Genomic DNA, 25,516 nt, shown 5'->3' on the forward strand with positions numbered 1-25,516 from the left:
CTCAGGCCGCGCGCACCGCGGCGACGACGGCCTCGAGCGCGTCCCCGACGCGCGTGACGTCCTGGCCGCCGCCCTGGGCGACGTCGTCCTTGCCTCCGCCCCCGCCGCCGAGCACGCCGGTGGCGGTCTTGACCATGGCGCCCGCCTTGAGGCCGGCCGCGCGGGCGGCCTCGTTGGTCGCCACGACCACGAGGGGCCGGCCCTTGGCCTCGGCCGTGAGGGCCACGAGCACGGGCGTGCCCGCCGCGTTGCCGCCGGCCGACTCGATCCGGGCGCGCAGGTCCAGCACGAGGGAACGCAGCTGGTCCCCGGCCACGTCGCCGACGTGGTGCGCCAGCACCCGCACCGACGTCCCGGCGGACGTCGTGACGTCCTGGGCCTGCCCGGCGAGCTGCCCGGCCTGGGCCTGCAGCGCCTGGGCCCGCAGCTCCGCGACCTGCTTCTCGGCCGCCTTGAGCCGGTCCAGGGTGGCGCCGATGCGGTCCTTGAGCTCCTCGGCCGGGGCCTTGAACATCTCCGAGAGCTCGGAGACGAGGGTGCGCTCCGCGGCGAGGTGGCGGAACGAGTCCAGGCCGACGAGCGCCTCGACGCGGCGGTTGCCCGAGCCCACGGACTGCTCGCCGAGCAGGGTCAGCGAGCCGATCTGCGCGGTGCGGCCCACGTGGGTGCCGCCGCACAGCTCGCGGGACCAGGCGCCGTCGATCTCCACGACGCGCACCCGGTCGCCGTACTTCTCGCCGAACAGGCTCATCGCGCCGAGTGCGCGCGCCTCCTCGAGGCTCATCTCCTGGGTGAGCACGGCGTGGTCGTCGCGGATGGCGATGTTCACCACGTCCTCGACCTCGGAGCGGGCCCCGGCCGAGAGCGCCTCGGCCCAGCGGAAGTCGAAGCGCAGGTAGCCCTCCTTGTTGAAGGAGCCGGACTGGGTGGCCTCGGGGCCGAGGATCTGGTGCAGTGCGGCGTGCACCAGGTGGGTGCCGGAGTGGGCCTTCTCGCCGTCGAGGCGGCGCTGCAGGTCGATCGCGCCGAGGGCCTGCGCGCCGGCGGCGACCTCGCCGTCGAGGACCTTGACCCTGTGCACGGACAGCCCCTTCACGGGGGCCTGCACGTCGAGCACCTCGAGGCGGAAGCCGTCGCCGGTGATCAGGCCGGTGTCCGCGGCCTGGCCGCCGGACTCCGCGTAGAACGGCGTGGCGTCCAGGACGAGCTCGAGCTCCGTGCCGGCGCCGGCGGACGCGACCTCCTCGCCGTTCTGCAGCAGGCCGCGCACCACGGACTCGGTGGTGTGCTCGGTGTAGCCGGTGAAGTGGGTCTGGCCCTCGGCGCGCAGGCGCTGGTACACGGCGGTGTCCGTGTGGCCGGCCTTCTTGGCCTTGGCGTCCGCGCGGGCGCGGTCGCGCTGCTCGGCCATGAGGGCGCGGAACCCGGCCTCGTCCACGGCGACGCCGGCCTCCTCCGCGATCTCCAGCGTCAGCTCGATCGGGAAGCCGTAGGTGTCGTGCAGCTCGAACGCGTCCGGGCCCGCGATGCCGCCGCCCGCCGAGCGGGCCTGGCCCACCGCGGCGTCGAGGCGGGCCGTGCCCGCGGCGATGGTCCGCAGGAACGCCTTCTCCTCGGCGTAGGCGATCCGGGAGATGCGCTCGAACTCGTCCGCGACCACCGGGTAGGTGCCCTTCATCGCGTCCCGGGAGACCGGCAGCAGCTCAGGGAAAACGGGCTCGGTGACGCCCATCAGGCGCAGGGCGCGGACGACGCGGCGGATGAGGCGGCGCAGCACGTAGCCGCGGCCCTCGTTGCCGGGGCGCACGCCGTCGCTGATCAGCATCAGGGCCGAGCGCACGTGGTCGGCCACCATGCGCAGGCGGACGTCGTCGTCGTAGTGCGGGTCGGCCGGGTCCTCGGTGGAGGTGTAGGAGCGGCCGGCCAGCTGCGCGGCGCGGTCGAGCACGGGGCGGACCTGGTCCGTCTCGTACATGTTCTCCACACCCTGGAGGATCATGGCGAGCCGCTCGAGGCCGAGACCGGTGTCGATGTTCTTGTGCTCGAGCTCGCCGGCGATGTCGAAGTCGTCCTTCGAGCGCACCGCGGAGAGGCGGTACTGCATGAACACGAGGTTCCAGATCTCGATGTAGCGGGTGTCGTCCGCGGCCGGGCCGCCGTCGACGCCGTACGCGGGGCCGCGGTCGTAGAAGATCTCCGAGCAGGGGCCGCCCGGGCCGGGCTGGCCGGTGTTCCAGTAGTTGTCGTCCTTGCCCATGCGCTGGATGCGCTCGGGACGGACGCCCACGTCCTCGCGCCAGATGCGCTCGGCCTCGTCGTCCTCGCGGTACACGGTGACCCAGAGGCGCTCGGGGTCCAGGCCGAAGCCGCCGTCCTCGACCGAGGACGTCAGCAGCTCCCAGGCCATCGGGATGGCCGTCTCCTTGAAGTAGTCGCCGAAGGAGAAGTTGCCGCACATCTGGAAGAAGGTGCCGTGGCGGACGGTCTTGCCGACCTCCTCGATGTCCGCGGTGCGGATGCACTTCTGCACCGAGACGACGCGCGGGCTCGGCGGGGTCTGCTCCCCCAGGAAGTACGGGATGAACGGGACCATGCCGGCCACCGTGAACAGCAGCGACGGATCCGGCGAGACGAGCGACGCCGACGGCACCACGCGGTGCCCCCTGGACTCAAAGAAGGCGGTCCAGCGGCGGGCGATCTCCTGGGACTTCATGCGGGGGTGTCCTTCTGCGTGGTGGTGGTCTGGGGGCGGGCGGCGCCGTGCGACGGCGGCTCCACGGTCTCCCCGGAGATGATCGGCCCCGTGTGGGGCAGGTAGGGCGCGGCCCAGGGGGCCTCGGCGCGGACGCGCTCGGCCAGGCGCCGGGCACCGTCCTGCAGGGCGGCCGCCGCGGCGTCGGCGGCGGCCTCACCGGCCTGGCGGGCCAGACGCTCCGGGTCCAGGCGGGCGGAGAACCCCGCGCGCCCCCCCGCGGAGCCAGGGTCAGACGTCGGCGCGTCGGTCGCGTCGGTGGCCGGGTGGGCACGGTCGCCGAGGGCGCGGTGTGCGAACCAGCCGGATGCGGCGCCGGCGCCGACGAGCAGCAGCGAGCGGAGCATGGCGGGGGCCTCCTTCGGACGGCAGGGATTCCGGCCCCACCTTACCGGGCGCGGCGCCGATCCCCGGCGGCGGGCCCGGGGGACGCCGCAGGCCCGGTCACCTCCGAGAGGTGACCGGGCCTGCGGGACGCGCGGGGCGCCGTCGTCCGGGACGGACCCGGCCGCGGCGGATCAGCGCGCGTAGTACTCGACCACGAGCTGCTCCTCGCAGGTCACGGGGACCTCGGAGCGCTTCGGGCGACGGGTGAGGGTGGCGCGCAGCTTGTCGATCTCCACGGTCAGGTAGCCCGGGGTGGCGGGCAGGACCTGCTGGTGGGCGCCGGCGGCGGCCAGCTGGAAGGGGACCATCTTCTCCGAGCGCTCGTGCACGTGGATCATCTGGCCCTCCTTCACGCGGAACGAGGGGACGTCCACGCGCTTGCCGTCCACCAGGATGTGGCGGTGCACGACGAGCTGACGGGCCTGCTGGATGGTGCGGGCGAAGCCGGCACGCAGCACGAGGGCGTCGAGGCGCTGCTCGAGGAGCTCGACCAGGTTCTCACCGGTCAGGCCGGCGGTGCGCTTGGCCTCCTCGAAGTAGCGGCGCATCTGGGCCTCGCGGATGTTGTACTGGGCGCGCAGACGCTGCTTCTCCTTGAGGCGCACCGCGTAGTCCGAGTCCTGCTTGCGGCGGGCACGGCCGTGCTGGCCGGGGCCGTACGGACGACGCTCCATGTACTTCTCGGCCTTGGGGGTCAGCGCGATGCCCAGGGCGCGGGAGTGCCGCACGGTGCGGCGGGTGCGAAGGTTGCCACTCATGGTGGACCTGCCTTTCCTTGACGTGCGGCACGGTTCGGGTTTGTCTCGAGGTCTCGTCCGCGCGCCGGGGCACACGGGTCAAGGGGACTCGAACCTGGCCTCCCCGCGATCCTGAGGAGAGCTGAGGGGCGTGCCGCCGCCCGTCATCCACTGATGCGCTGCGCGTCCCTCGACCGGGCACGCGGGTGTCCCGTGGACCGTTCGAGGGGGATGCGTCCGGGGCGCAGCGCCTGCCAGACCGGTCCACCTTACCAGAGCGACGACGACGGGGCGGGCCGGGGCTCAGGCGCGCGGCGTGGCCGCGGTGCCGGGGTCCGCGCCGAGGAGCTGACCGGCCTGGTCCAGGTGGGAGGCCTCGACCAGCACGTCGTACGACTCGGCCTCCATGGTCTGCAGGGACGTGAAGTCGCGCCTGCCGCCGGTGGCCGCGTGGCCGATCGCCCCGAAGACGGCCCCCCACAGGGCGCCCAGGCCCAGGGAGATCAGCAGGATCCAGAGGAACCCGAAGCCGGGGGCGAAGATCGAGAAGAGCAGGCCGAGCAGGAGGCCGAACCACAGGCCCTGCAGCCCGCCGCGGACGGCGGCCTTGCCGGTGGTCATCCGGCCCAGGACCTGCTCCACGGAGCGCAGCCCGGTGCCCACGATGCGCACGCGCTCCACGGGGAACCCGGCGTCGGAGAGCTGGTCCACGAGGGCCTGGGCCTCGGCGTAGGCCGGGACGGAGCGCAGGATGCGGTAGTCGGCCTGCGGGAGGGCGGGGCCGCCGGCGCCGGGGCGGCCGTACGGGGCCGGCTGCTGCGCGGCGGTGTGCTGGGGGGTGGACTGCTGCGGAGTGGACTGGGTCATGGGGGCGGCTCCTTCTGTTCCTTCTGTGCGTCGGTGGTGCATGGGGGCGCGAGCGGGCGAGGAGTCGGCGGGCCGACGTCGACCGCCCCGCTCATCCCTGGACAACCGGTGATCCGGGGTCTTTATTCCGCGCGGCCGCCCGAGGCGTCCGCCCTCGGGCCCGGCGCGCGCTCAGTCGCCGCGGATGATCCGGCGCAGCGCGGCCACCTGCTCGGTGAGCCGCTTCTCGTGTCCGATGGGCTTGGGCCGGTAATAGTCCCTCCCGACCAGGGGGTCCGGCGCGTACTGCTGACGGGCGACGGCGTGCGGCTCGTCGTGGCTGTAGACGTAGCCCTGGCCGTGGCCGAGGGCCGCCGCGCCGGGGTAGTGCGCGTCCCGCAGGTGCGCCGGCACCGCGCCCGTGTGGCCGGCCCGCACGTCCGCGATCGCCTCGTTCACGGCGGTGTAGCTCGCGTTGGACTTCGGCGCGGTGGCCAGATGCGTCACGGCCTGCGCCAGGATGATGCGTCCCTCCGGCATGCCGATCAGCTGCACGGCCTGGGCGGCGGCCACGGCGGTCTGCAGCGCGGTCGGGTCGGCCATGCCCACGTCCTCGGACGCGGAGATGATCAGCCGCCGGGCGATGAACCGGGGGTCCTCCCCCGCCTCCAGCATCCGGGCGAGGTAGTGCATCGACGCGTCCACGTCCGAGCCGCGGATGGACTTGATGAAGGCACTGATCACGTCGTAGTGCTGGTCGCCGTCCTTGTCGTAGCGCTGGACGTGGTGGTCCATCGCCTGCGCGGCGTCCTCGTCCGTGACCGCGACGGCGCCCTCCCCCGCCCGGCCGGCCTCGCGCGCCTTGTCCAGGGCGACGCCGGCCGCGGCCTCCAGCACCGTGAGCGCCCGCCTCGCGTCGCCGCCGGCCATCCGCACCAGGTAGTCCCGCGCGTCGTCCTGGAGCACCACGGCGCCGTTGAGCCCGCGCTCCTGGGTCACGGCACGGTCCAGCAGCCCGACGATGTCGTCGTCCGTGAGGGGACGCAGCGTGAGCAGCAGCGACCGGGAGAGCAGGGGTGCGATCACGGAGAAGGACGGGTTCTCCGTGGTCGCGGCCACCAGCACGACCCAGCGGTTCTCGACGCCCGGCAGCAGCGCGTCCTGCTGCGCCTTGGAGAAGCGGTGGATCTCATCGAGGAACAGGACGGTGGTGCGCCCGTAGAGGTCCCGTTCGCGCTGGGCCTGCTCCATCACCTGCCGCACGTCCTTCACACCGGCCGTGATCGCGGACAGCTCCGTGAACGTGCGCCCGGGGGCGCGGGCGATCACGTGGGCCAGCGTCGTCTTGCCGATGCCCGGAGGCCCGTAGAGGATGACCGAGCTCGGTCCCGCGGCGGAGTCCGGATCGGGCTCGGCGAGCTTGCGCAGCGGGGAGCCCGGCCGCATGAGGTGCCGCTGGCCCAGCACGTCATCCAGCGTGCGCGGGCGCATGCGCACGGCCAGCGGTGCGCCGGGGTGCGGGGCGGCCACGGTGCCGGCCGGGCCGTCGTCGTCGGCCCCGTTGTGGGCGGCGCTGAAGAGGTCGTCCATCGGGTCCAGGGTAGTCCTCGGCCCGCGGGGGCGTGGGTGGCATCATGGCCGCATGAGCCCCGCCGCCCCGCGCACCGACCACACCCACGTCCTGCTGCTGCGCGGGATCAACGTGGGGCGGAGCAACCGTGTCGGCAAGGACACGCTGATCCGCTGGGCCCAGGCCGCCGGCGGGGAGGCGGTCACCACCCACCTGGCCAGCGGCAACGTCCTGTTCCGGGCGTCCTCCGACGCAGCCGCGGAGGGCGTGCGGCAGGGGTTCGCGCGACGGGCGCGTGAGGAGGGCGGCCTCGACGTCCCCGTGGTCCTCGTGGACGTGGGCACGCTCCGGCGCGCCCTGGAGCTGCACGACGCGCTCCCCTGGGCCGGCGGCGAGCCGAAACGCACGCAGCTCACCGTGCTCGAGGACGACCCCGCACCCGAGGCGGCCGCCGCCCTGGCCGCGCTCGACCACGGGGACGACCGACCCGCGGGGCCGGATCGCACGGCCCTGGAGGGACGGCTGCTGTGGATGCGCTGCGCCGCGGGGGTCGCCGACTCCCCGCTCACTCCGGCCCGCCTCGACCGGGCGCTCGGGGTGCGCGGCACGGCCCGGAACCTCACGACGGTGCGGGTGCTCGCGGGGCTGCCGAGCGAGGACTGACCTCGGCGGACGGCACGCGGGGCGTCCGGGGCGTCGACACCCGCGGGACACCGCGCGCTGGCCGGGACGTCACGGACCGTTCACATCCGTGCGATGGGGTGACCCCGTCCTCCGCCTCCCTGCCCTGACTGGAGCATCCATGCCTCGCCTCGCACGCCTCGCCACGGCCGTCACCGCCGCGACCCTGTCCACGGCCTTCCTCGCCCCGGCCTCCCTCAGCGCGCCCGCCCCGCACTCGGCCACGGCCCAGCGCGCCGCCATCGCCGCCAACCCGTCCGGCAAGAGCATCGAGCTCACCCGCGCCGGCACCCACGAGACCGGCGTGTTCGGCGAGTCCGCCGCCGAGATCCCGGCCTTCGACGCGGTCTCCGGCCGCCTGTTCGTGGTGAATGCGCAGCGCGGCGCCGTCGACGTCATGCGCCTGGGCGCCGACGCCGCCCCCGTGGCCGAGCGGACCCTCTCCGCCGAGGGCCTGCGCACCGCGGACGGCTCCGTCACGGACAAGGGCGCCACGGTGAACTCCGTCGCTGTCTCCGGCGGTGTGATGGCCGTCGCCGTCGAGGCCGCCGAGAAGACCGACCACGGCTGGGTCGTGTTCTTCGACACCACCACCCTGCGCTACCTCGGCGGCGTGCGGGTGGGTGCCCTGCCGGACTCGCTGGCCTTCTCCCCGAACGGGGCGTACGTGGTGGTCGCCAACGAGGGCGAACCGGCCGACGACTTCTCCGTCGACCCGGAGGGCACGATCTCCGTGGTCTCCGTACCGAAGAACGCCCGGCAGTTCTCCCGCCTGACCCAGGACGCGGTGCGCACCGTGGACTTCCGTGCCTACGACGCCGGCACCGCCCTGCCCGCCGGCGTGCGCGTCTCCGGCCCCGATATGGCGGTGCCCGCCGGTCACGAGCCCGCCGGTCGGGTGGCTCGCAACCTCGAGCCGGAGTACGTCACCGTCGACCCGACCGGACGCACCGCCTACGTGTCCGTGCAGGAGGCCAACGCCGTCGCCGTCGTGGACCTGAAGTCCGCCACGCTGGAGGACCTCTGGGCGCTGACGCCCACCGATTGGTCCACCGAGGGCGTGCTGGACGCCTCGGACAAGGACGGCGGCATCGAGCTGGGCCACTGGCCGGTCGACGGCCTGCCCATGCCCGACGGCATCGACACGTACCGCTGGCGCGGTCAGAACCTGGTCGTCACCGCCAACGAGGGTGACGGGCGGGAGTGGGGCGACTTCAACGACTCCGAGCGCGTCAGCGACCTGGACCTGTGCGCCGCCGAGTTCCCGGGGGCCAAGGCCCTGCAGAAGAAGGATGCCCTGGGCCGCCTGAAGGTGCTCACCGACCTCGGCTACGACTCTGAGCGCGAGTGCCACTCCTCCCTGACCACACTGGGCGGCCGGTCCTTCTCCATCTACACCGCGGACGGCACCCGCCTGTTCGACTCCGCCGGCATGATCGAGGAGCAGATCGCCCGGCTCGTGGCCGCCGGCGAGCTGCCGGAGCACGCGTTCAACGCGAACAACGACGAGACCCCGTCCGGGGACTCCCGTTCGGATGACAAGGGCCCCGAGCCCGAGTCCGTAGTGGTGGGCACGATCCAGGGCCGCACCTACGCGTTCGTGGGCCTCGAGCGCATCGGCGGCGTGGTGGTCTTCGACATCACCGACCCGCGGAACGCCACCTACGTGGACTACGTCAACGACCGTGACTGGGATGCCGCGGGCGACGACGCCACGGCCGGCCTGGGTGACATGGGCGCCGAGGGCCTGACCTTCGTGCCGGCCGACGAGTCCCCCTCCGGCACCGCCCTGCTGATCGTCGCCAACGAGGTCTCCGGCTCGACCACCGTGTACGAGGTGAATCCGACCCGTCGTCAGTGATCCGCTGACGCGGACCGGTTCCGGGCGCGTTGCAGAATGGCTGCATGAGAGCCGTTCTGCAACGCGCCCGTTCCGCGTCCGTGACCGTCGACGGCAAAGTCGTCGGCTCCTTCGAGGGCGAGGGGCTGGTGATCCTGCTCGGCGTGACCGTCGACGACACCGAGGCCGAGGCCGTCCAGGTGGCCCGCAAGGTGGCCGGGCTCCGCATGCTCGACGGCGAGCGGTCCCTCACCGACGCCGGTGCCCCGGCGCTCGTCGTCAGCCAGTTCACGCTGTACGGCGACGTGCGGAAGGGCCGGCGGCCGTCCTGGACGCGCGCGGCGAAGGGCAACCAGGCCGAGCCGCTCTACGAGCGGTTCACGGCCGAGCTCGAGGCCGCCGGCGTGCGCGTGGAGCGCGGGGTGTTCGGCGCGAAGATGGACGTCTCCCTCACCAACTCCGGGCCGTTCACGCTGATCGTGGACTCGGACGAGCTGGCCGGTCCGCGGCGCGGCTGAGGCGGGCCCGCCGCGGGCCCGGATCAGGCTCCCGGCTCGGCCTCGGCCTGCTTCGGCTCCGGCTGCGCGTCGACGCCGGCCTCCTTGCGCTGCTGGGCGGTGATGGGCGCCGGTGCGGCCGTCAGCGGGTCGAAGCCGCCGCCGGTCTTCGGGAACGCGATGACCTCGCGGATCGAGTCGGTGCCGGCCAGCAGGGCGACCACGCGGTCCCAGCCGAACGCGATGCCGCCGTGCGGCGGGGCGCCGTACTTGAAGCCCTCGAGCAGGAAGCCGAACTTCTCGTTCGCCTCCTCCGGGGACAGGCCCATGACCTCGAACACGCGCTCCTGCACGTCCTGACGGTGGATGCGGATGGAACCGCCGCCGATCTCGTTGCCGTTGCACACGATGTCGTAGGCGTAGGCCAGGGCCGAGCCCGGGTCGGTGTCGAAGGTGTCCGCGAACTCCGGCTTGGGCGAGGTGAACGCGTGGTGCACGGCGGTCCAGGCGCCCGCGCCCACGGCGACGTCGCCCGAGGCCACGGCGTCGGCCGCCGGCTCGAACATCGGCGCGTCCACGACCCACACGAACGCCCAGTCGGCGTCCTTCGCGGCCACGCCGTCACCGGCGTCGGTGAACAGCCCGCAGCGACGGCCGATCTCCACGCGGGCCGCACCCAGCAGCGCGCGGGACTCCTTCGGCTTGCCGGCGGCGAAGAACACGCAGTCGCCCGGGTTCGCGCCCACGGCGGCGGCCAGCCCGGCCTTCTCCTCCTCGGAGATGTTCTTGGACACCGGACCGGTCAGCTCGCCGTCCTCCTGTATGAGCACGTAGGCCAGGCCCTTGGCGCCGCGCTGCTTGGCCCACTCCTGCCACGCGTCGAGGGTGCGGCGGGCCTGGGAGGCGCCGCCCGGCATCACGACGGCGCCCACGTACTCGTTCTGGAACACGCGGAACGGGGTGTCCTTGAAGTACTCGGTCAGGTCCGTCAGCTCGAGGCCGAAGCGCAGGTCCGGCTTGTCCGAGCCGTACTTCTCCATGGCCTCGGCGTAGGTCATGCGGCGGATCGGCGTCGGCACGTCCACGCCCACGAGGGCCCACAGGGCCTTGACGATCTTCTCGCCGAGGGCGATCACGTCATCCTGCTCCACGAAGGAGGCCTCGATGTCCAGCTGGGTGAACTCGGGCTGACGGTCCGCGCGGAAGTCCTCGTCCCGGTAGCAGCGGGCGATCTGGTAGTACTTCTCGATCCCGCCCACCTGCAGCAGCTGCTTGAACAGCTGCGGCGACTGCGGCAGGGCGTACCAGGAGCCGGGAGCCAGGCGGGCCGGGACGAGGAAGTCGCGGGCGCCCTCCGGCGTCGAGCGCGTGAGGGTCGGGGTCTCGACCTCCACGAAGCCCTCGCCGTGCAGCAGCTCGCGCGCCGTCCGGTTGACCTCGGAGCGCAGGCGCATGATGCGCGAGGGCTGCGGGCGGCGCAGGTCGAGGTAGCGGTGGCGCAGCCGGGCCTCCTCGCCGACCTCCACGTGCTCGTCCACCTGGAACGGCAGCGCGGCGGCGGTGTTGAGCACCGTCACGGTCTCCGCGATCAGCTCGATCTCACCGGAGGGAAGGTTCGGGTTCTCGTTGCCCTCGGGGCGGCGCTCGACCGTGCCGGTGACCTGCAGAACCCACTCGTTGCGCAGCGGGTCGAAGTCCGCCTCGTCCCGCACCACAACCTGGGCGAAGCCCGAGGCGTCGCGCAGGTCCACGAAGGCCACGCCGCCGTGGTCTCGCCGCCGCGCCACCCAGCCGGTGACGGTGACGGTCTGGCCGATGAGCGAGGCGTTGAGCTCGCCGAGGGAGTGGGTGCGCAGCACGAGGATCCTCTCCGTCCGGTCGCCGGACGATGTGCGGGGTTCATGTGATGGTCGACGCCGTGTGATACGCCTGCGGGGCGGGCGCGCGCCGTTCCCGTCAGTCTAGTGCCCCGTCCACACTGCCCCAGCCCAGGAGGACCCCGTCATGACCGCCGCCCTGCAGCGCCGCCTGACCCTGCTCCACGCCGTCGCGATCGGCCTCGGCTCGATGATCGGCGCGGGCGTGTTCACCGCGATCGGCCTGGCGGCCGCGCTCACCGGCGGCCACCCCGGCCTGCTGTACGGGGCCCTGGCGGTCGCGGCCGTCGCGGCCCTGTGCAACGCCCTGTCCACGGCGCAGCTGGCCACCGTCCACCCCGAGTCCGGCGGCGCCTACGTCTACGGCCGGCGGCAGCTGCACCCGTGGGCCGGCTTCGTCGCCGGCTGGGGCTTCGTCACGGGCAAGACCGCGTCGGTGGCCGCGATGGCGGCCACCCTCGGCCTGTACCTCTTCCCCGACGACGCCGCCGCGGCCCGGTGGACGGGCGTGGCCGCCGTCGTCGTGCTCACCGGGGTGGCGATGGCGGGCGTGACGCGGACCGCGCAGGCGACGTTGGCGATCCTCGTGCCCGTGCTCGCCGTGCTCGTGTTGGCCATCGGCGCAGGCCTGGCGCGCGAGGCCCCCGGGGGCTCGGCCGCGGCGCTCGGCGTCGACTCCCCCGTGCAGGGCGTGCTCATGGGCGCGGGCGTCCTGTTCTTCGCGTTCGCCGGCTACGCGCGCGTGGCCACCATGGGTGAGGAGGTCATCGACCCCGCACGCACGATCCCGCGCGCCATCCTGATCGCCCTCGCCGTGACCGTGGCGTTGTACCTGCTGCTCGCCACGGCGCTGATCTCGGGCCTCGGGACCTCCGGGCTGGCCCGGTCCCCGGCGCCCGTGCGCGACCTGCTCGAGACCGCCCTGGGCTCCGGCTGGGGCTGGGTGGCGGTGGCCGGCGCCGCCCTCGCCGCGGCCGGGGCCATGCTCAACCTGCTGACGGGCATCTCCCGCACCGCCCTGGCCATGGCCCGCGAGTCCGACCTGCCCCGCCCCCTGGCACGGGTCCATGCGGGGACCGGCACGCCGTGGACGGCTCAGCTGACGGTGGCCGCGGCCGTGATCCTGCTCCTGCTCACCACGGACATCCTCACCGTGGTGGGCTTCAGCTCGTTCGGCGTGCTCGTCTACTACGCGGTGGCGAACCTGTCCGCCCTGACCCTGCGCGGGGACGACGACGGCCGCCGCCCGGCCCGGCCGCGCCCGCTGCGCGTGCCCCGCGCCGTCAACGTCCTCGGCCTGGCCCTGTGCCTGCTGCTCGCCCTCAGCCTGCCGCCGATGTCCGTGGCCGCGATGGCGGGCGTGTTCCTGATCGGGGTGGGCGGGCGCGCGTTCGTGCGGGCCGGGCGCCGGGGCCGGTGACCCGACGCGCAGACACCCACCGCCGCCGCACACCGGGGCCGGCATAGCGGCCGCGTCCGCTCAGTCCTGCGCGCGGGCGACCTGCGGCAGCAGGTCCTCGGCCGGCGGGGTCCAGTCGGCCGGGTCCGCGGCGTGCTGCTCGCCGGAGCGGATGTCCTTCACCTCGTGGACCCGCGCGCCGGCGTCGTCCCGACCCATGAACCAGACGAACGGGATGCCGCGGCGGTCCGCATACTTGATCTGCTTGCCGAACTTCTCCGCGGACACCGCGACCTCCGCGGGGATGCCGCGCTCCCGCAGCAGGGCCGCGACGTCCTGGGCCTCGGACCAGTCCTCGTCCGCCGTCAGCGCCACGTACACCGCGGTCGGCACGGAGCGGGAGGCCACGGCCATCTGCTGGGACAGCATGCGCATCACCAGCCGCGTCACGCCGATGGACAGTCCGACACCGGGGAACACGCGGTTCCCCTTGGACGCGAGCGCGTCGTAGCGGCCGCCCGAGCAGATCGAGCCGAGCTGCTCGTGGCCCACCAGGACGGTCTCGTAGACGGTGCCCGTGTAGTAGTCCAGGCCGCGCGCGATGGACAGGTCCGCCACGGCGCGCCCGGGGGCGCGGCGGTGCAGGGTGGCGACGACGTCGGCCAGCTCGGTCAGCCCCTCCTCGAGCAGCTCGTGGGTCACCCCCAGGGCGCGGACCCGCTCGACGAACGAGGTGTCCGACGTGCGGATGTCCGCCAGGGCCAGCGCCTGCGCAGCCTGCTCGGGGCTCGCGCCGACCTCCTCCTGGAGCAGCCGCGCGACCTCCTCCGGGCCGACCTTCTCCAGCTTGTCGATGCTGCGCAGCACGCCGGCGGTGTCCTCCAGGCCGATGCCCCGGTAGAAGCCCTCGGCGAGCTTGCGGTTGTTCACGCGGATGAGGAAGTCGCCGATCGGCAGGGCGCCGAGCGCCTCGGCCATCACCAGTGCGACGTCGGCGTCGTACCGGGGCGAGAGGGCGCCGTCGCCGACGACGTCGATGTCCGCCTGGGTGAACTCGCGGGCGCGGCCCTCCTGAGGGCGCTCCCCGCGCCAGACCTTCTGCATCTGGTAGCGACGGAAGGGGAAGGCGAGGTGGCCGGCGTTCTCCACGACGTAGCGGGCGAACGGCACGGTGAGGTCGAAGTGCAGGGCCAGGCGCTTGGGGTCGGCCGGGTCCTTGGGATCGCGCAGGCCCGCGGCGACCTCCTCGTCCTCGGCCAGGCGCGAGACCGCGTAGACCTCCTTGTCCACCTCGCCCTTGCGCAGCAGCTGGCCCAGGGTCTCCACGGCACGGGTCTCGATGCCGGCGAACCCGTGCAGCTCGAAGGTCCGCCGCAGCGTGTCGAGCACGTGCTGCTCCACGAGCCGCTCGGCGGGCAGCCACTCGTGGAAACCGGACAGGGAGGCCTTGCGGGACATGGCGATCCTTCGAGACGACGACGGCGGGGACGCGCGACGGTCCCCCGCCGGCGCACCGGCCCATTCTAGGCGCGGGCGCTGTCCGGCCCGGTACGCTGGCCCTGTTCGTGTCCATCCCGACCGGCCGCATCCCTCGACGACTGCGTGCCGGCGCAGTCAGGGAGAGTTCCAGCGGTGACCAATCACATGCAGCCCGACGACCAGCAGTCCCCCGCCACCGAGTCCACCCCCGCGTCGGCCGAGGCCGCCGATACGACCGTGCCCGCCGAGGCCCGGCCCGTCCCCGAGATCGTCCCCGACGCCCCGGCGCACGGTGATTCCTCCCAGCCCGCCGAGACGCCCGCCGTGCCCTCCCCGGCCGCGATGAAGAAGGCCAGCCCGGCCGCCGTGCGCCCCGCGACGCCCGCCGCCGCGTCCGTCGCCCCGGCCCCCGTCGTGGCCCCGACCGTGCCGCCCACCCCGGTGGAGGAGGCCGCCAGGTTCGCCCGGGTGAGCGAGGACGGCCACGTCACGCTGCTGGACGGGCAGGAGGAGCACGCGGTCGGCCAGGTGCCGGACGCGAGCACCGAGGACGCGCTGGCGTACTTCGTGCGCAAGTACGACGACGTGCGCGCCCAGATGGCCCTGTTCGAGCAGCGCATCGCCGCCGGCGCCCCCTCGGGTGAGCTGGGCCGGGCGCTGGGTCAGATGACGACCGCGGTGAACGAGCGCCACATGGTCGGCGACATGGACGCCCTCCGCACCCGCCTGGCGGCCCTGGAGACCCTCCTGGGCGACTACCGCGCCGCGGAACAGGAGGCCCGGCAGGCCGCCCAGGCCGAGCAGCTGGCCACCCGCGAGGCCATCGTCGCCGAGGCCGAGACCTTCGCCCAGACCCCGGCCGAGCGGATGCCCTGGAAGACCGCGTCCAAGCGCATGACGGAGCTGTTCGAGGAGTGGAAGGCCGCCCAGAAGGCCGGTCCGCGTCTGGCCAAGTCGGTCGAGGACGACCTGTGGAAGCGCTTCCGCGGCGCCCGCACCGCGTTCGACAAGACCCGCCGCGCCCACTTCTCCCGGCTGGACGCCGCCTCGGCCGAGGCCAAGCAGGTCAAGGAGCGTCTCATCGCCCGTGCCGAGGAGCTGTCCACCTCCACCGACTGGGGCGTGACCGCCGGCAAGTACCGCGACCTGATGGACGAGTGGAAGCGCGCCCCCCGGGCCTCCCGCAAGGAGGACGACGCCCTCTGGGCCCGCTTCCGCGCCGCCCAGGACGTCTTCTTCGCCGCCCGCAAGGCCGCGAACCAGGAGATCGACCGCGAGTACGGGGCCAACCTGAAGGTGAAGGAGCAGATCCTCGCCGACGGCCAGAAGCTGCTCCCGTTCACGGACGTCAAGGCCGGACGGCGCGCGCTCAACGAGCTGCGCGGGCGGTGGGAGGATGCCGGCCGCGTGCCCCGCGGGGACGTCCGCCGGATGGAGGAGGGCTTCCGCAAGCTCGAGGACGCCCTCAAGCAGGCGGAGAACGAGCACTGGCGCCGCACCGACCCGGAGACCAAGGCCCGCACGAACTCCGCCCTCACGCAGCTCGAGGAGACCATCGCGGGGCTCGAGGCGGATCTCGCCCGGGCCCAGGCCCGGGGCGACCAGCGCGCCGTCAAGAAGGCCCAGGAGGCGCTCGACGCGCGCCTGCAGTGGAAGCAGGCCCTCGAGGCCTCGGCCTCCGAGCTCCGCTGAGCCCCACCCGTCTCGAGCACGCCCCCGCGGCCCGCCTGTCCACAGGCGGCCGCGGGGGCGTCCCCGTCTCTGGCAGGATCCGGGCATGACGACCGTGACGATCGAGGAGACCGCCCCGACCGGGGCACTCGTGCTGGCGGGCGACCCCTTCACGGAGCCGGAGCTGCAGGCGCTCGGCGCGCGGGGCGCCGTGCGGCCGCTGCTGCCCGGGGTGTGGGCGCGGCCGGACGCCGCGGACGATCCCGCGGTCCGGGCCGCTGCCCTGTGGACCCTCGGCGGCCCGCTCCTGGCCGCCGGCTGGACCGCGATCGGCCCGTCGGCGGCCTGGATCCTGGCCGGCGGCGCGGCGCCCGGGCGGCTGCACGCGGCCGTGCCGCACTTCCACCGGCGCCCCGCCGGCGGGGGCCTGCTGCCCTGGACGCTCACGCAGTCGGACGTCGCGGCCGATGCCACGGGCGTCGCCCCCGCCGAGCACGACGTGCTCCGCTTCGGCCCCGTGCGGGTCACGACGCCCGCCCGGACAGTCGAAGACCTGCTGCTCAGCGCCGACCCGGATGCGGCGCGGCGCGCGGCCGCCGTGATCGGCGCCCACGGCGCCGCCGGGCTGCGGGAGCGGCTGGCCCGCCGGACCCGCCGTGCCGGCGTCGTGGCGGCCCGGCGCCGGCTGGGCGCGCTGCTGGCGGCGCTGGACGTCCCCGACTGAGGCCGGGAGGCTCAGGTGCGGTGCACGTCGAAGACGCCGTCGATGCGGCGCACCGCGTCGATCACGTGGCCGAGGAACCGGGGGTCGCCCATCTCGAAGACGAACCGGCTCATCGCCACGCGGTCGCGGGTGGTGTTCACGGAGGCCGAGAGGATGTTCACGTGGTTCTCGGAGAGGACCCGGGTGACGTCGGAGAGCAGCGACTTGCGGTCCAGCGCCTCGATCTGGATCTCCACCAGGTAGACGGTGTCCCGCGACGGCGCCCAGCTGACCGGGGTGCGGCGCTCCGGCTCCTGCGCGAGCAGGGTCGCCAGGTTGGGACAGTCGACCCGGTGCACGGAGACCCCGGAGCCGCGGGTGACGAACCCGTCGATGGCGTCCGGCGGCACCGGGTTGCAGCACCGTGCCAGCTTGGCCATGACGCCGCCGTCGCCGTCCACGAGCACGCCGGCGTCGTTGGTGGCCCGCGCGGGGGCGCGCCGCGACTGGGCCGGGACCAGCTCCTGCAGGTCCACCTCGCCGACGGTCAGCTCGCCCTCCGGCTCGGCCTGCGTCGACGTCGGCGGAGCGAGGCGCTCCGCGACGCGTTCCTGCACGGACTGGGCGGACACGTGGCCGTCGCCGAGGGCCACGAACAGCCCGTCGAGGTCCGCGTAGCCGAGATCCGTGGCCACCTGCACCAGCTCCTCGCCGCCGAGCACCTGCTGCACGGCCATGCCGGCCTTGCGCAGCTGACGGGTCAGCGACTCGCGTCCCCGGTCGGCCTGCTCGTCGCGGCGCTGCGTGGCGAAGTGGTGACGGATCTTGGACCGGGCCCGCGGCGAGACCACGAAGCCCAGCCAATCCCGGCTCGGCCCCGCGTCCTCGGCGCGCGAGGTGAAGACCTCCACGGTGTCGCCGTGGCTGAGCGGCGTGGACAGCGGGACGAGCTTGTCGTTGACCCGGGCGCCGATGGTGCGGTGGCCGACGTCGGTGTGGATGGCGTAGGCGAAGTCCACGGGCGTGGAGCCGGCCGGCAGGGTGCGGATCTCCCCCTTCGGCGTGAAGACGTACACCTCGTCCGCCCCGATCTGGGTGCGCAGCGAGGCGAGGAACTCGTCCGGGTCCCGGGTGTCCGCCTGCCAGTCCATCACCGAGCGCAGCCAGGCCGGCGTGGCCTGCACCGGCGCCTGGCCGGCGACCTGGGCCTTGTACCGCCAGTGCGCGGCGACGCCGTACTCGGCCTGGCGGTGCATCTCCTGCGTGCGGATCTGGATCTCCACCGGCTTGCCGCCCGGCACCATCACCGTGGTGTGCAGGGAGCGGTACATGTTGAGCTTCGGGACCGCGATGTAGTCCTTGAACCGGCCCGGGACCGGGTTCCAGCGCGCGTGGATGACGCCGAGCACGGCGTAGCAGTCACGCACGGAGTCCACGAGCACCCGGATGCCCGTGAGGTCGTGGATGTCGTCGAAGTCCTTCCCGCGCGTCACCATCTTCTGGTAGATCGAGTAGTAGTGCTTCGGCCGTCCGGTGACGGTCGCCCGGATCCGGTGCTCGCGCAGGTGCTCCTCGATCACGGTGCGCAGCGCCGCGATGTGCTTCTCCCGCTCCGGGTTGCGCTCCCCCACGAGGCGCACGATCTCCGCGTACATCTTGGGCTTGAGGGCGGCGAAGGAGAGGTCCTCGAGCTCCCACTTGACGGTGTTCATGCCGAGCCGGTGGGCCAGCGGGGCGTAGATGTCCAAGGTCTCCTGGGCCTTGCGGGCGCTGGACTCCGGGGAGACGTACCGCCACGTCCGCGCGTTGTGCAGCCGGTCGGCGAGCTTGATGAGCAGGACGTTCACGTCCTGGGCCATCGCGATGACCATCTTGCGCACGGTCTCGGCCTGCGCCGCGGCGCCGTAGGTCACCTTGTCCAGCTTGGTCACGCCGTCCACGAGGAGGGCGACCTCGGAGCCGAAGTCGGCGCGGAGGCGCTCCAGGGAGTAGTCCGTGTCCTCGACGGTGTCGTGCAGCAGGGCCGCCAGGAGCGTCGGGCCCGTCACGCCGATCTCGGCGAGGATCGTGGCGACCGCGACGGGGTGGGTGATGTACGGGTCCCCGGAGCGCCGCATCTGCCCCTCGTGTGCCGCGCGGGCGACCTCGAAGGCGCGGACGATCTCGGCCAGCTCGGTCTTGGTGGCTCGCTGCCGCACGGTGCGCATCAGCGGCTCGAGCAGGGGCGAGTACTCGGTGGCGTGCCGGCCGGTCAGGCGTGCGATCCGGCTGCGGGGCCGGACCGGGGCGGGACGGGCCGGGGCGGGACGGGCCGGGGCGGGAGTGGGGTCCTGCTCGCTCATGGGCCACGCCTCCTGACTCGTGCGGCCCCGACCGCTCCGGCCGGGATGATCGGCGAGTCTACCCGCGCCCGTCCCACCCCGCCCCAGGAAGACCACCGGGGCCGCAGCGGCTCCGTCAGAGTCGCGCGCCGTCGTCCCAGGGGGCGACGTCGGGATCGGTGACCGCCTCTGAGGCACGCTCCCGGGCGGCGCGGGCCGCGGCCCGGGCGTCGTGGTCGCGCACGTCCGGGTCGTTGCGGCGCAGCAGGGCGTACAGCGGCGCCTGGAGGAACAGGGTGGACAGGGTGCCCACGATGATGCCCACGAACAGCGCGAGCGCGATGTCCCGCAGCGTGCCGGCACCGAGCAGCCCCGCGCCGATGAACAGGATCGAGCCGACCGGCAGGATGCCGACGACGGAGGTCGTGATGGACCGGACGAGCGTCTGGTTCACCGCGAGGTTCACGTTCTCGACGAAGGAGCGCTCCGGGTCCTCCTCGGCCCCGATCGTGTTCTCGCGGATCTTGTCGAAGACCACCACGGTGTCGTAGAGCGCGTACGACAGGATCGTGAGGAAGCCGATGATGGCCGACGGCGTGATCTCGAAGCCGGTGGCGCCGTAGATGCCGGCGGTCAGCGCGACCACGTAGAGCATGCCGAGCACGGCGGCCAGGGACATCTTCCAGGTGCGGAAGTACACGGCCATGAACAGGGTCACGAGCACCACGAAGATCACCAGGCCGATCAGGGCCTGCTGCGACACCGCGGCGCCCCAGGTCGGCCCCACGAAGGTCGAGGTCACCTGGTCCTGGCCGACGCCGTAGGCCTCCTGCAGGTTCGCGGCCACGGCTCGGGTCTGGGCGTCGTCGAGCTGCTCGGTCTGGACGCGCACGGTGCCCGGGGCGACGTTCGTGACGGTGGCGTGGCCGTCGGCCAGCACGTCGGTCACGGCGCGCTCGCCCGCGGCCACGTCGGTGGAGGCCGTCTGCGAGACGGTGAACTCGGAGCCGCCCCGGAACTCGATGCCGAGGTTGAAGCCACCGCGGAGGGCGGTCAGGCCGCCGGCGAGGACGAGCAGCAGGGCGGCGAGGGCGAACCACCGCCGCCAGCGCTGGATGAACGGGTAGGAGATGCGGCCCGAGTAGAGGGCGTTGCCCCAGTCGGCGAAGCGGTTCACTGGTCCTCCTCCTGGCGGCGTCGCTCGGCGCGGCGTCGCTCGGCGATCGTCATGGGCGGCGCGGTGCGCGAGCGGCGGCCGCCCCCCCGGGCGGACGAGCCCGCGCGGGGGGCGCCCGTCGCGACGAGCGGGCGCGGGGCGTCGGCGGCCGCCGCGTCAGCCGGCTCGTCGGAGTCCTCCGCCGGGAGCCCGGTGCGGGGGGCGTGGGCGGGCTCGCGGAAGCGGCCGGCGCCCTGATACAGGGACGGCCCGCCCAGCAGCGACGGGTCCAGTCCGGACATCGGGTGTCCCTCGCCCACGAAGCGGGTCTGGGCCAACAGCACCATGAGCGGGTGGGTGAACATGAACACCACGATCAGGTCGGCGATCGCGGTGAGGCCGAGGGTGAACGCGAAGCCGCGCACGTTGCCGACGGCCACGAAGTACAGCACGACGGCGGCCAGCAGGTTCACGGCCTTGGACGCGGTGATCGTCCGCCGGGCGCGCTTCCAGCCCTCGTGCACGGCGACGGGCACGGTGTGGCCCGCGCGCAGCTCGTCCTTGATGCGTTCGAAGTAGACGATGAACGAGTCCGCCGTCAGACCGATCGCCACGATGAGCCCGGCGATGCCCGCGAGGGACAGGCGGTAGTTGTCCGTCCAGCCCAGGATCGCGATGGTCAGCCACGTCAGCACGCCCGCCACGATGATCGAGGCGAAGGTCAGCAGGCCCAGGGCCCGATACTGGAAGAACTGGTACACGGCCACGAGGCCGAGGCCGATCAGGCCGGCGATCAGGCCCCAGAAGAGCTGGTCCCGGCCGAGCGTGGCGGAGATCTGCTGCTCGGACTCGATCGAGAAGGAGATCGGCAGGGAGCCGTAGTTGAGCTGCTCGGCCAACTGCGCCGTCGTCTGCTCGTTCAGGGTGGGGCCGCTGATCTGCGCGCTGCCGTTGGTGATGACCACGTTGGACTGCGGCGCGGAGATCACGTCCCCGTCCAGCAGGATCGCGAACTGCTTGCGCGGGTCGCCCTCGGGGTACGGGGTGAGCTTCTGGGTGACCTCCGTGAAGGCCTTGGTGCCCTCCTCGTCGAACTCGATGTTGACGACCCACTGGTTGGTGGAGACGCCGCCCTGGGCCTGGGCCATGCCGTTGGACGCGCCCTTGATCTGGGTGCCCGGGATGACCACGGGGCCCAGGATGTACTTCTGGGCCGGCGTGACGGCGCCGTCGGCGAGCTCCTCGGAGGGCTGGCAGGCGACGATCGCCCGGTCGGACGGCGGCGGGGGCGCGGCCGGGTCCCGCGGGGCGGTGCAGTCCGTGGCCTGGAACTCGGCCAGCAGGGCCGGGGTGACCCAGTTCGGGTCGTAGGCGTCCGCCGGCTCCCCGTCGGGCTTCGGCAGCTGGTCTTCTGGCAGGCGCTGGTCCTCGGGGGTGGCCTCCCCCGGGCCGGACTGCAGCACGGGGCGGAACTGCATGTCCGCGGACGCCTGGATCAGGCGGCGGGTCTCCTCGTCCGGGACCCCGGGCAGGGAGACGACCACGTTCTGGGAGCCCTGCGTGGCGACCTCCGCCTCGGCCACGCCGGAGCCGTCCACACGCTGGCGGATGATCTCCACGGCCTGGTCCAGCTGCTCGGGGGTGACGGACTCGTCCGTCGAGGTCTGGGGGGCCAGCACCATCTGCGTGCCGCCCTCGAGGTCGAGGGCGAGCTTGGGAGCCCAGGAGGCCGCGCCGGAGGCCACGCCCCCGCCGAGGATCGCGGCCAGGACCACGAGGAGGGCGGCCAGCCAGGCCAGGGTGCGCCCGGCGGAGCCGGTGGGTGTTCTCTTCGCCATTGCTCAGGTGCTTCCGTCACATTCGAGCGGCCCCGCCAGGCGGGGCCGCGTGTGCAGGGGTGGGTGGGCCTCAGGCCAGGTCGTCGCGGCGCGGACGCGGGTCGGCGTCGTCGGCGCGGTACTCGGTGCCGGGGGCGTCATCCCGACGCGACGGGTCCGTGGTGGGCGCGGCGGCCGCGGCGGCCGTCTCGGGCTCCACGACGGTGGTGACGCCCTGCAGGTGCACGTCCATGCGCGTGCCCGGGGCGGTCTCCAGCGTCACCCGCTGGGCCTCGGCGTCCACGGCCACGACGGTGCCGAAGATGCCGGCGCCGGTCATGACCTCGACGCCCGGGGCGAGGGTGCTGCGCATCTGCGCCTGCTGCTGCTGCATCTTCTTGCCCTTGCGGAAGGAGAGGAAGAGCATCACCGCGAGCAGGGCGAAGGCGATGAGCATGAGCAGGCTGCCGCCACCCCCCTGGGCCTGCTGGGCGATCACGGGCAGGGTCGCGGCGGTGGCGACGGGCATGGGGGACTCCTGATGCTCGGGGTGGGCGGGCCTGTCCAGTGTAGGGGCCCGCCCTGGGCGTCACGGCCCCGGCGTGGCCTCCGGAGCGGCGAGGCCCAAGTGCTCCCAGGCCCCCGGCAGCGCGACGCGGCCACGGGGGGTGCGCGCCACCATGCCCTCGCGGATGAGGAAGGGCTCGGCCACGGTCTCCACGGTCTCGGCCTCCTCCCCCACGGCGGTGGCCAGCGTGCTGAGCCCCACGGGCCCGCCGCCGAACGTGGTGCACAGGGCGGTGAGCACGGACCGGTCGAGCCGGTCCAGGCCCCGCCCGTCGACGTCGTACATGTCCAGGGCGGCGGCGGCGTCGTGCGGGCCGACCTCGGCCAGCCCCTTCACGAGCGCCCAGTCCCGCACCCGGCGCAGCAGCCGGTTGGCGATGCGCGGGGTGCCGCGCGAGCGCCGGGCGATCTGCCGGTACCCCTCCGTGGCCAGCCGCATGTCCAGCAGCAGGGCGGAGCGGCGCAGGACGCGCTCGAGCTCCTCCTCGGTGTAGAAGTCCAGGTGGCCCGTGAAGCCGAAGCGGTCGCGCAGCGGCCCCGGCAGGAGGCCGGCCCGCGTGGTGGCGCCCACGAGCGTGAAGGGCGGCAGCTCGAGCGGGATCGAGGTGGCGCCGGCGCCCTTGCCCACCACGATGTCCACGCGGAAGTCCTCCATGGCCATGTAGAGCATCTCCTCGGCCGGGCGGGACATCCGGTGGATCTCGTCGAGGAAGAGCACCTCGCCCTCGGTGAGCGAGGACAGGATGGCCGCGAGGTCGCCCGCGTGCTGGATCGCGGGGCCGGAGGACAGCCGCAGGGGGGCGTTCATCTCCGCGGCCACGATCATCGCCAGCGTGGTCTTGCCGAGCCCGGGCGGGCCGGAGAGCAGGACGTGGTCCGCGGCGCGGTCCCGCAGCCGGGCGGAGGCGAGCATGAGGTCCAGCTGCTCGCGCACGCGCATCTGGCCCACGAACTCGTCCAGGTGCTTGGGGCGCAGCGCGACCTCGAGCCGGCGCTCCTCCGGGTCGACGGCCGCCGCGGACAGCGGTGAGGACTCCGCGCTCATCGCCCGCCTCGCACCGCGCCGGCCATGCCGACGTCGCGCAGGGTGGCGCGCAGCAGCGCGGCGACGTCGCGGCCCTCGTCCAGCTCCGGGCGGGCCGCCACGGTGGCCTCGACGGCCTTGAGCGCCTCCTTCTCGGACCAGCCCAGGCCGGCCATCGCCTGCACGACGTCGGCGTGCCAGAGCGCCTCGACGGTCGGCTCGGCGCTCGCCTCGGCCTCCGCCTCGGGCACCGGCTCCCCGGTGGGCGCGAGGCGGCCGGAGAGCTCGACGATGATCTTGCGCGCCATCTTCGGCCCGATGCCGGGCACGCGGGTGAGGGTCTTCTCGTCCTCCTCGGTGACCGCCCGGCGCACGGTCTCGGGGTGGTGGACGGAGAGGATCGCCAGGGCGAGGCGGGGACCCACGCCGTTGGCCGTGATGAGCACCTCGAACACCTCGCGCTCGTCGCGGTCCGCGAAGCCGTAGAGGGTCAGGGCGTCCTCCTTGACCACGAGGTGGGTCTGCACCGCCCCCGGCCGGCCCTCGTGCAGGGTGGACAGCGTCTGCGGGGTGGCGGAGAACTGCACACCCAGGCCGCCGACGGCAATGACCGCCCGGTCGAGGGCCACGTGCTCGACGGTGCCGCTGAGCGAGGCGATCATGAGGGGCCCTCCTGTCGGGACGGACGGACGCCGGTCGGCGCGGATTCGAACATATCATCGAACGCCGGCCCGGCAGCGGCCTACCGGCGACGCCCGCCGCCCGCCGAGCGCTCGGCGTCGAGCCAGGCCCGCTGCGCGGCGGTGAGCTGGCCCCGCGGGCGGGCGCGCGCGGGCGCCTTGGCGGCGAACTGCGAGCGCCCCGCCCGGGAGGCGAGGTCTGCGGTGTCGAGGCCGGTCTGGCCGGCGGCCGCGCCGAGGGCGGTGCCGCGCCAGCCGTGGGCGATGGCCAAGGCGAGGGCGTCGGCCGCGTCGGCCGGGCGCGGCGGGGCGTCGAGGCGGAGGATCCGGGTGACCATCGTGGTGACCTGCTCCTTGCCCGCATCGCCGTGTCCGGTGACGGCGGCCTTGACCTCGGAGGGGGTGTGCAGGCCCACGGGGACGCCGGCGCGCGCGGCCGCGGCGATCGCCACGCCCGCGGCCTGGGCCGTGCCCAGCACGGTCGGCGTGTTCGTGTTCGCGAACATGCGCTCGACGGCGGCGCGATCGGGCCGGTGCGCGGCGAGGACCGCGGAGACGGCCTCGTCGATGCGCAGGAGGCGCTGGTCCAGGGGGGCGGTGGGCGGGGTGCCCGTGACCTCGACGTGGACGAGCGCGGCCCGCCGTCGCGCGTCCACGTCCACCACGGCGATCCCGCAGCGGGTGAGCCCCGGGTCCACCCCGAGGATCCGGACGACGTCGGCGGGCCGGCGCGCGCTCAGCGCGATCAGTCCTCGTCGAGCTCGGCGAGGACCTCGGGGGCGATGTCCACGTTCGAGAAGACGTTCTGGACGTCGTCGAGGTCCTCGAGCGCATCGGCCAGCTTGAGGAAGGTGCGGGCGCCCGACGCGTCCAGGTCCACCTTCATGGTGGGGACGAACTCGAGCTCGTCGGACTCGTACTCCACGCCCGCCTCGTCGAGGGCCTTGGCCACGGACTGCAGGTCGGAGGGGTCCGAGAGGATCTCGAAGGAGTCGCCGGAGACGACGACCTCCTCGGCGTCCGCGCCGCCCTCGAGCACGGCCTCGAGCAGGCCGTCCTCGGTGTTGCCCTCGGTGGGCAGGCGCACGAGGCCCTTGCGCTCGAAGAGGAAGGAGACGGAGCCGGAGTCCGCCATGGTGCCGCCGTTGCGGGTGACGGCCGCGCGCACGTCCGCGGCGGCGCGGTTCTTGTTGTCGGTCAGGCACTCGACCAGCAGCGCCGAGCCCTGGGGGCCGCGGACCTCGTACATGATCTCGGCGTAGTCGATGACCTCGCCGGTCAGGCCGGCGCCGCGCTTGACGGCGCGGTCGATGTTGTCGTTGGGCACCGAGGCCTTCTTGGCCTTGGACACGGCCAGGTCGAGGGCGGGGTTGCCGGCGACGTCGGGTCCGCCGGCACGTGCCGCGACCTCGATGTTCTTGATGTACTTCGCGAACGCCTTGGCGCGCCGCGCGTCGATGACGGCCTTCTTGTGCTTGGTGGTCGCCCATTTGGAATGTCCTGCCATCACGC

21 protein-coding genes are annotated in these 25,516 nt (G+C 73.7%); 6 read left to right on the forward strand and 15 right to left on the reverse strand.

Translation table 11 applies throughout. From position 1 onward, the window contains the following. Position 1: 1 nt before the first annotated feature. The 5 genes from alaS to ACTSKS_RS04000 form a co-directional block, all read right to left on the reverse strand. On the reverse strand, positions 2–2,713 hold the full coding sequence (alaS, locus tag ACTSKS_RS03980) for an alanine--tRNA ligase (RefSeq protein WP_113914220.1): 2,712 nt from the start codon (positions 2,711–2,713) through the stop codon (positions 2–4). Then, positions 2,710–3,099: a hypothetical protein gene (locus ACTSKS_RS03985; RefSeq protein ID WP_020621562.1), complete on the reverse strand. Its 390-nt coding sequence runs from the start codon at positions 3,097–3,099 to the stop codon at positions 2,710–2,712. Before ACTSKS_RS03985 ends, alaS begins: the two co-directional genes overlap by 4 nt. 171 nt (positions 3,100–3,270) lie before the next feature. After that, positions 3,271–3,897: a 30S ribosomal protein S4 gene (gene rpsD, locus ACTSKS_RS03990; RefSeq protein WP_020621561.1), complete on the reverse strand. Its 627-nt coding sequence runs from the start codon at positions 3,895–3,897 to the stop codon at positions 3,271–3,273. A gap of 282 nt (positions 3,898–4,179) precedes the next feature. Then, positions 4,180–4,743: a general stress protein gene (locus tag ACTSKS_RS03995; RefSeq protein ID WP_020621560.1), complete on the reverse strand. Its 564-nt coding sequence runs from the start codon at positions 4,741–4,743 to the stop codon at positions 4,180–4,182. A 171-nt stretch (positions 4,744–4,914) separates the two neighbouring features. Continuing rightward, a complete protein-coding gene (locus tag ACTSKS_RS04000; RefSeq protein ID WP_044659815.1) occupies positions 4,915–6,312 on the reverse strand; it encodes a replication-associated recombination protein A in 1,398 nt (465 codons plus the stop codon). Between the two features lie 52 nt (positions 6,313–6,364). On the opposite strand from ACTSKS_RS04000, the gene ACTSKS_RS04005 reads away from it, so the two are divergent. From ACTSKS_RS04005 to dtd, 3 genes are all read left to right on the forward strand, one after another. Next, positions 6,365–6,955, forward strand: coding sequence for a DUF1697 domain-containing protein (locus tag ACTSKS_RS04005; protein ID WP_044659816.1), 591 nt, complete (start codon positions 6,365–6,367; stop codon positions 6,953–6,955). 139 nt (positions 6,956–7,094) lie between these two features. Beyond that, the gene (locus ACTSKS_RS04010; protein ID WP_044659817.1) at positions 7,095–8,834 is read left to right on the forward strand and encodes a choice-of-anchor I family protein; all 1,740 of its coding nucleotides are present in this window, start codon (positions 7,095–7,097) and stop codon (positions 8,832–8,834) included. A 44-nt stretch (positions 8,835–8,878) separates the two neighbouring features. Then, positions 8,879–9,331 carry a D-aminoacyl-tRNA deacylase gene (gene dtd / locus ACTSKS_RS04015; protein WP_044659818.1) on the forward strand — a complete coding sequence of 151 codons (453 nt, stop codon included), beginning with the start codon at positions 8,879–8,881 and terminating at the stop codon, positions 9,329–9,331. A 23-nt stretch (positions 9,332–9,354) separates the two neighbouring features. Here the strand turns inward: dtd and aspS are convergent, their stop codons facing one another. After that, positions 9,355–11,169 (reverse strand): aspartate--tRNA ligase, encoded by a 1,815-nt coding sequence (gene aspS / locus ACTSKS_RS04020; RefSeq protein ID WP_044659819.1) that lies wholly within the window; start codon positions 11,167–11,169, stop codon positions 9,355–9,357. A 145-nt stretch (positions 11,170–11,314) separates the two neighbouring features. On the opposite strand from aspS, the gene ACTSKS_RS04025 reads away from it, so the two are divergent. Then, positions 11,315–12,607 (forward strand): APC family permease, encoded by a 1,293-nt coding sequence (locus ACTSKS_RS04025; RefSeq protein WP_044659820.1) that lies wholly within the window; start codon positions 11,315–11,317, stop codon positions 12,605–12,607. A 60-nt stretch (positions 12,608–12,667) separates the two neighbouring features. Here the strand turns inward: ACTSKS_RS04025 and hisS are convergent, their stop codons facing one another. Then, on the reverse strand, positions 12,668–14,044 hold the full coding sequence (gene hisS, locus ACTSKS_RS04030) for a histidine--tRNA ligase (RefSeq protein WP_036313678.1): 1,377 nt from the start codon (positions 14,042–14,044) through the stop codon (positions 12,668–12,670). A 174-nt stretch (positions 14,045–14,218) separates the two neighbouring features. Between hisS and ACTSKS_RS04035 the strand changes: the two genes are divergently transcribed. Then, on the forward strand, positions 14,219–15,757 hold the full coding sequence (locus ACTSKS_RS04035) for a DUF349 domain-containing protein (RefSeq protein WP_044659821.1): 1,539 nt from the start codon (positions 14,219–14,221) through the stop codon (positions 15,755–15,757). Positions 15,758–15,842: 85 nt separating this feature from the next. Continuing rightward, a complete protein-coding gene (locus ACTSKS_RS04040) occupies positions 15,843–16,460 on the forward strand; it encodes a hypothetical protein (RefSeq protein WP_036380977.1) in 618 nt (205 codons plus the stop codon). 11 nt (positions 16,461–16,471) lie between these two features. Here the strand turns inward: ACTSKS_RS04040 and ACTSKS_RS04045 are convergent, their stop codons facing one another. From ACTSKS_RS04045 to ACTSKS_RS04080, 8 genes are all read right to left on the reverse strand, one after another. Continuing rightward, the gene (locus tag ACTSKS_RS04045) at positions 16,472–18,781 is read right to left on the reverse strand and encodes a RelA/SpoT family protein (RefSeq protein WP_069941678.1); all 2,310 of its coding nucleotides are present in this window, start codon (positions 18,779–18,781) and stop codon (positions 16,472–16,474) included. Positions 18,782–18,896: 115 nt separating this feature from the next. Then, positions 18,897–19,937, reverse strand: coding sequence for a protein translocase subunit SecF (secF, locus tag ACTSKS_RS04050; protein WP_036317952.1), 1,041 nt, complete (start codon positions 19,935–19,937; stop codon positions 18,897–18,899). Then, on the reverse strand, positions 19,934–21,754 hold the full coding sequence (gene secD, locus ACTSKS_RS04055; protein ID WP_442927308.1) for a protein translocase subunit SecD: 1,821 nt from the start codon (positions 21,752–21,754) through the stop codon (positions 19,934–19,936). The genes secF and secD overlap by 4 nt, the downstream gene beginning before the upstream one ends. Positions 21,755–21,824: 70 nt before the next feature. Beyond that, positions 21,825–22,262, reverse strand: a complete 438-nt coding sequence (yajC, locus tag ACTSKS_RS04060; protein ID WP_442927309.1) for a preprotein translocase subunit YajC — start codon at positions 22,260–22,262, stop codon at positions 21,825–21,827. A 60-nt stretch (positions 22,263–22,322) separates the two neighbouring features. After that, positions 22,323–23,345 (reverse strand): Holliday junction branch migration DNA helicase RuvB, encoded by a 1,023-nt coding sequence (gene ruvB / locus ACTSKS_RS04065; RefSeq protein ID WP_095353336.1) that lies wholly within the window; start codon positions 23,343–23,345, stop codon positions 22,323–22,325. Further along, on the reverse strand, positions 23,342–23,986 hold the full coding sequence (ruvA, locus tag ACTSKS_RS04070; protein WP_049147639.1) for a Holliday junction branch migration protein RuvA: 645 nt from the start codon (positions 23,984–23,986) through the stop codon (positions 23,342–23,344). Before ruvA ends, ruvB begins: the two co-directional genes overlap by 4 nt. Before the next feature lie 80 nt (positions 23,987–24,066). Next, on the reverse strand, positions 24,067–24,702 hold the full coding sequence (gene ruvC / locus ACTSKS_RS04075) for a crossover junction endodeoxyribonuclease RuvC (protein WP_036317938.1): 636 nt from the start codon (positions 24,700–24,702) through the stop codon (positions 24,067–24,069). 47 nt (positions 24,703–24,749) lie between these two features. Next, positions 24,750–25,511 (reverse strand): YebC/PmpR family DNA-binding transcriptional regulator, encoded by a 762-nt coding sequence (locus tag ACTSKS_RS04080; protein ID WP_049147641.1) that lies wholly within the window; start codon positions 25,509–25,511, stop codon positions 24,750–24,752. Between the last annotated feature and the right edge of the window lie 5 nt (positions 25,512–25,516).

The organism is Micrococcus sp. TCR-5 (assembly GCF_052220525.1).
Taxonomy (GTDB): domain Bacteria; phylum Actinomycetota; class Actinomycetes; order Actinomycetales; family Micrococcaceae; genus Micrococcus; species Micrococcus luteus.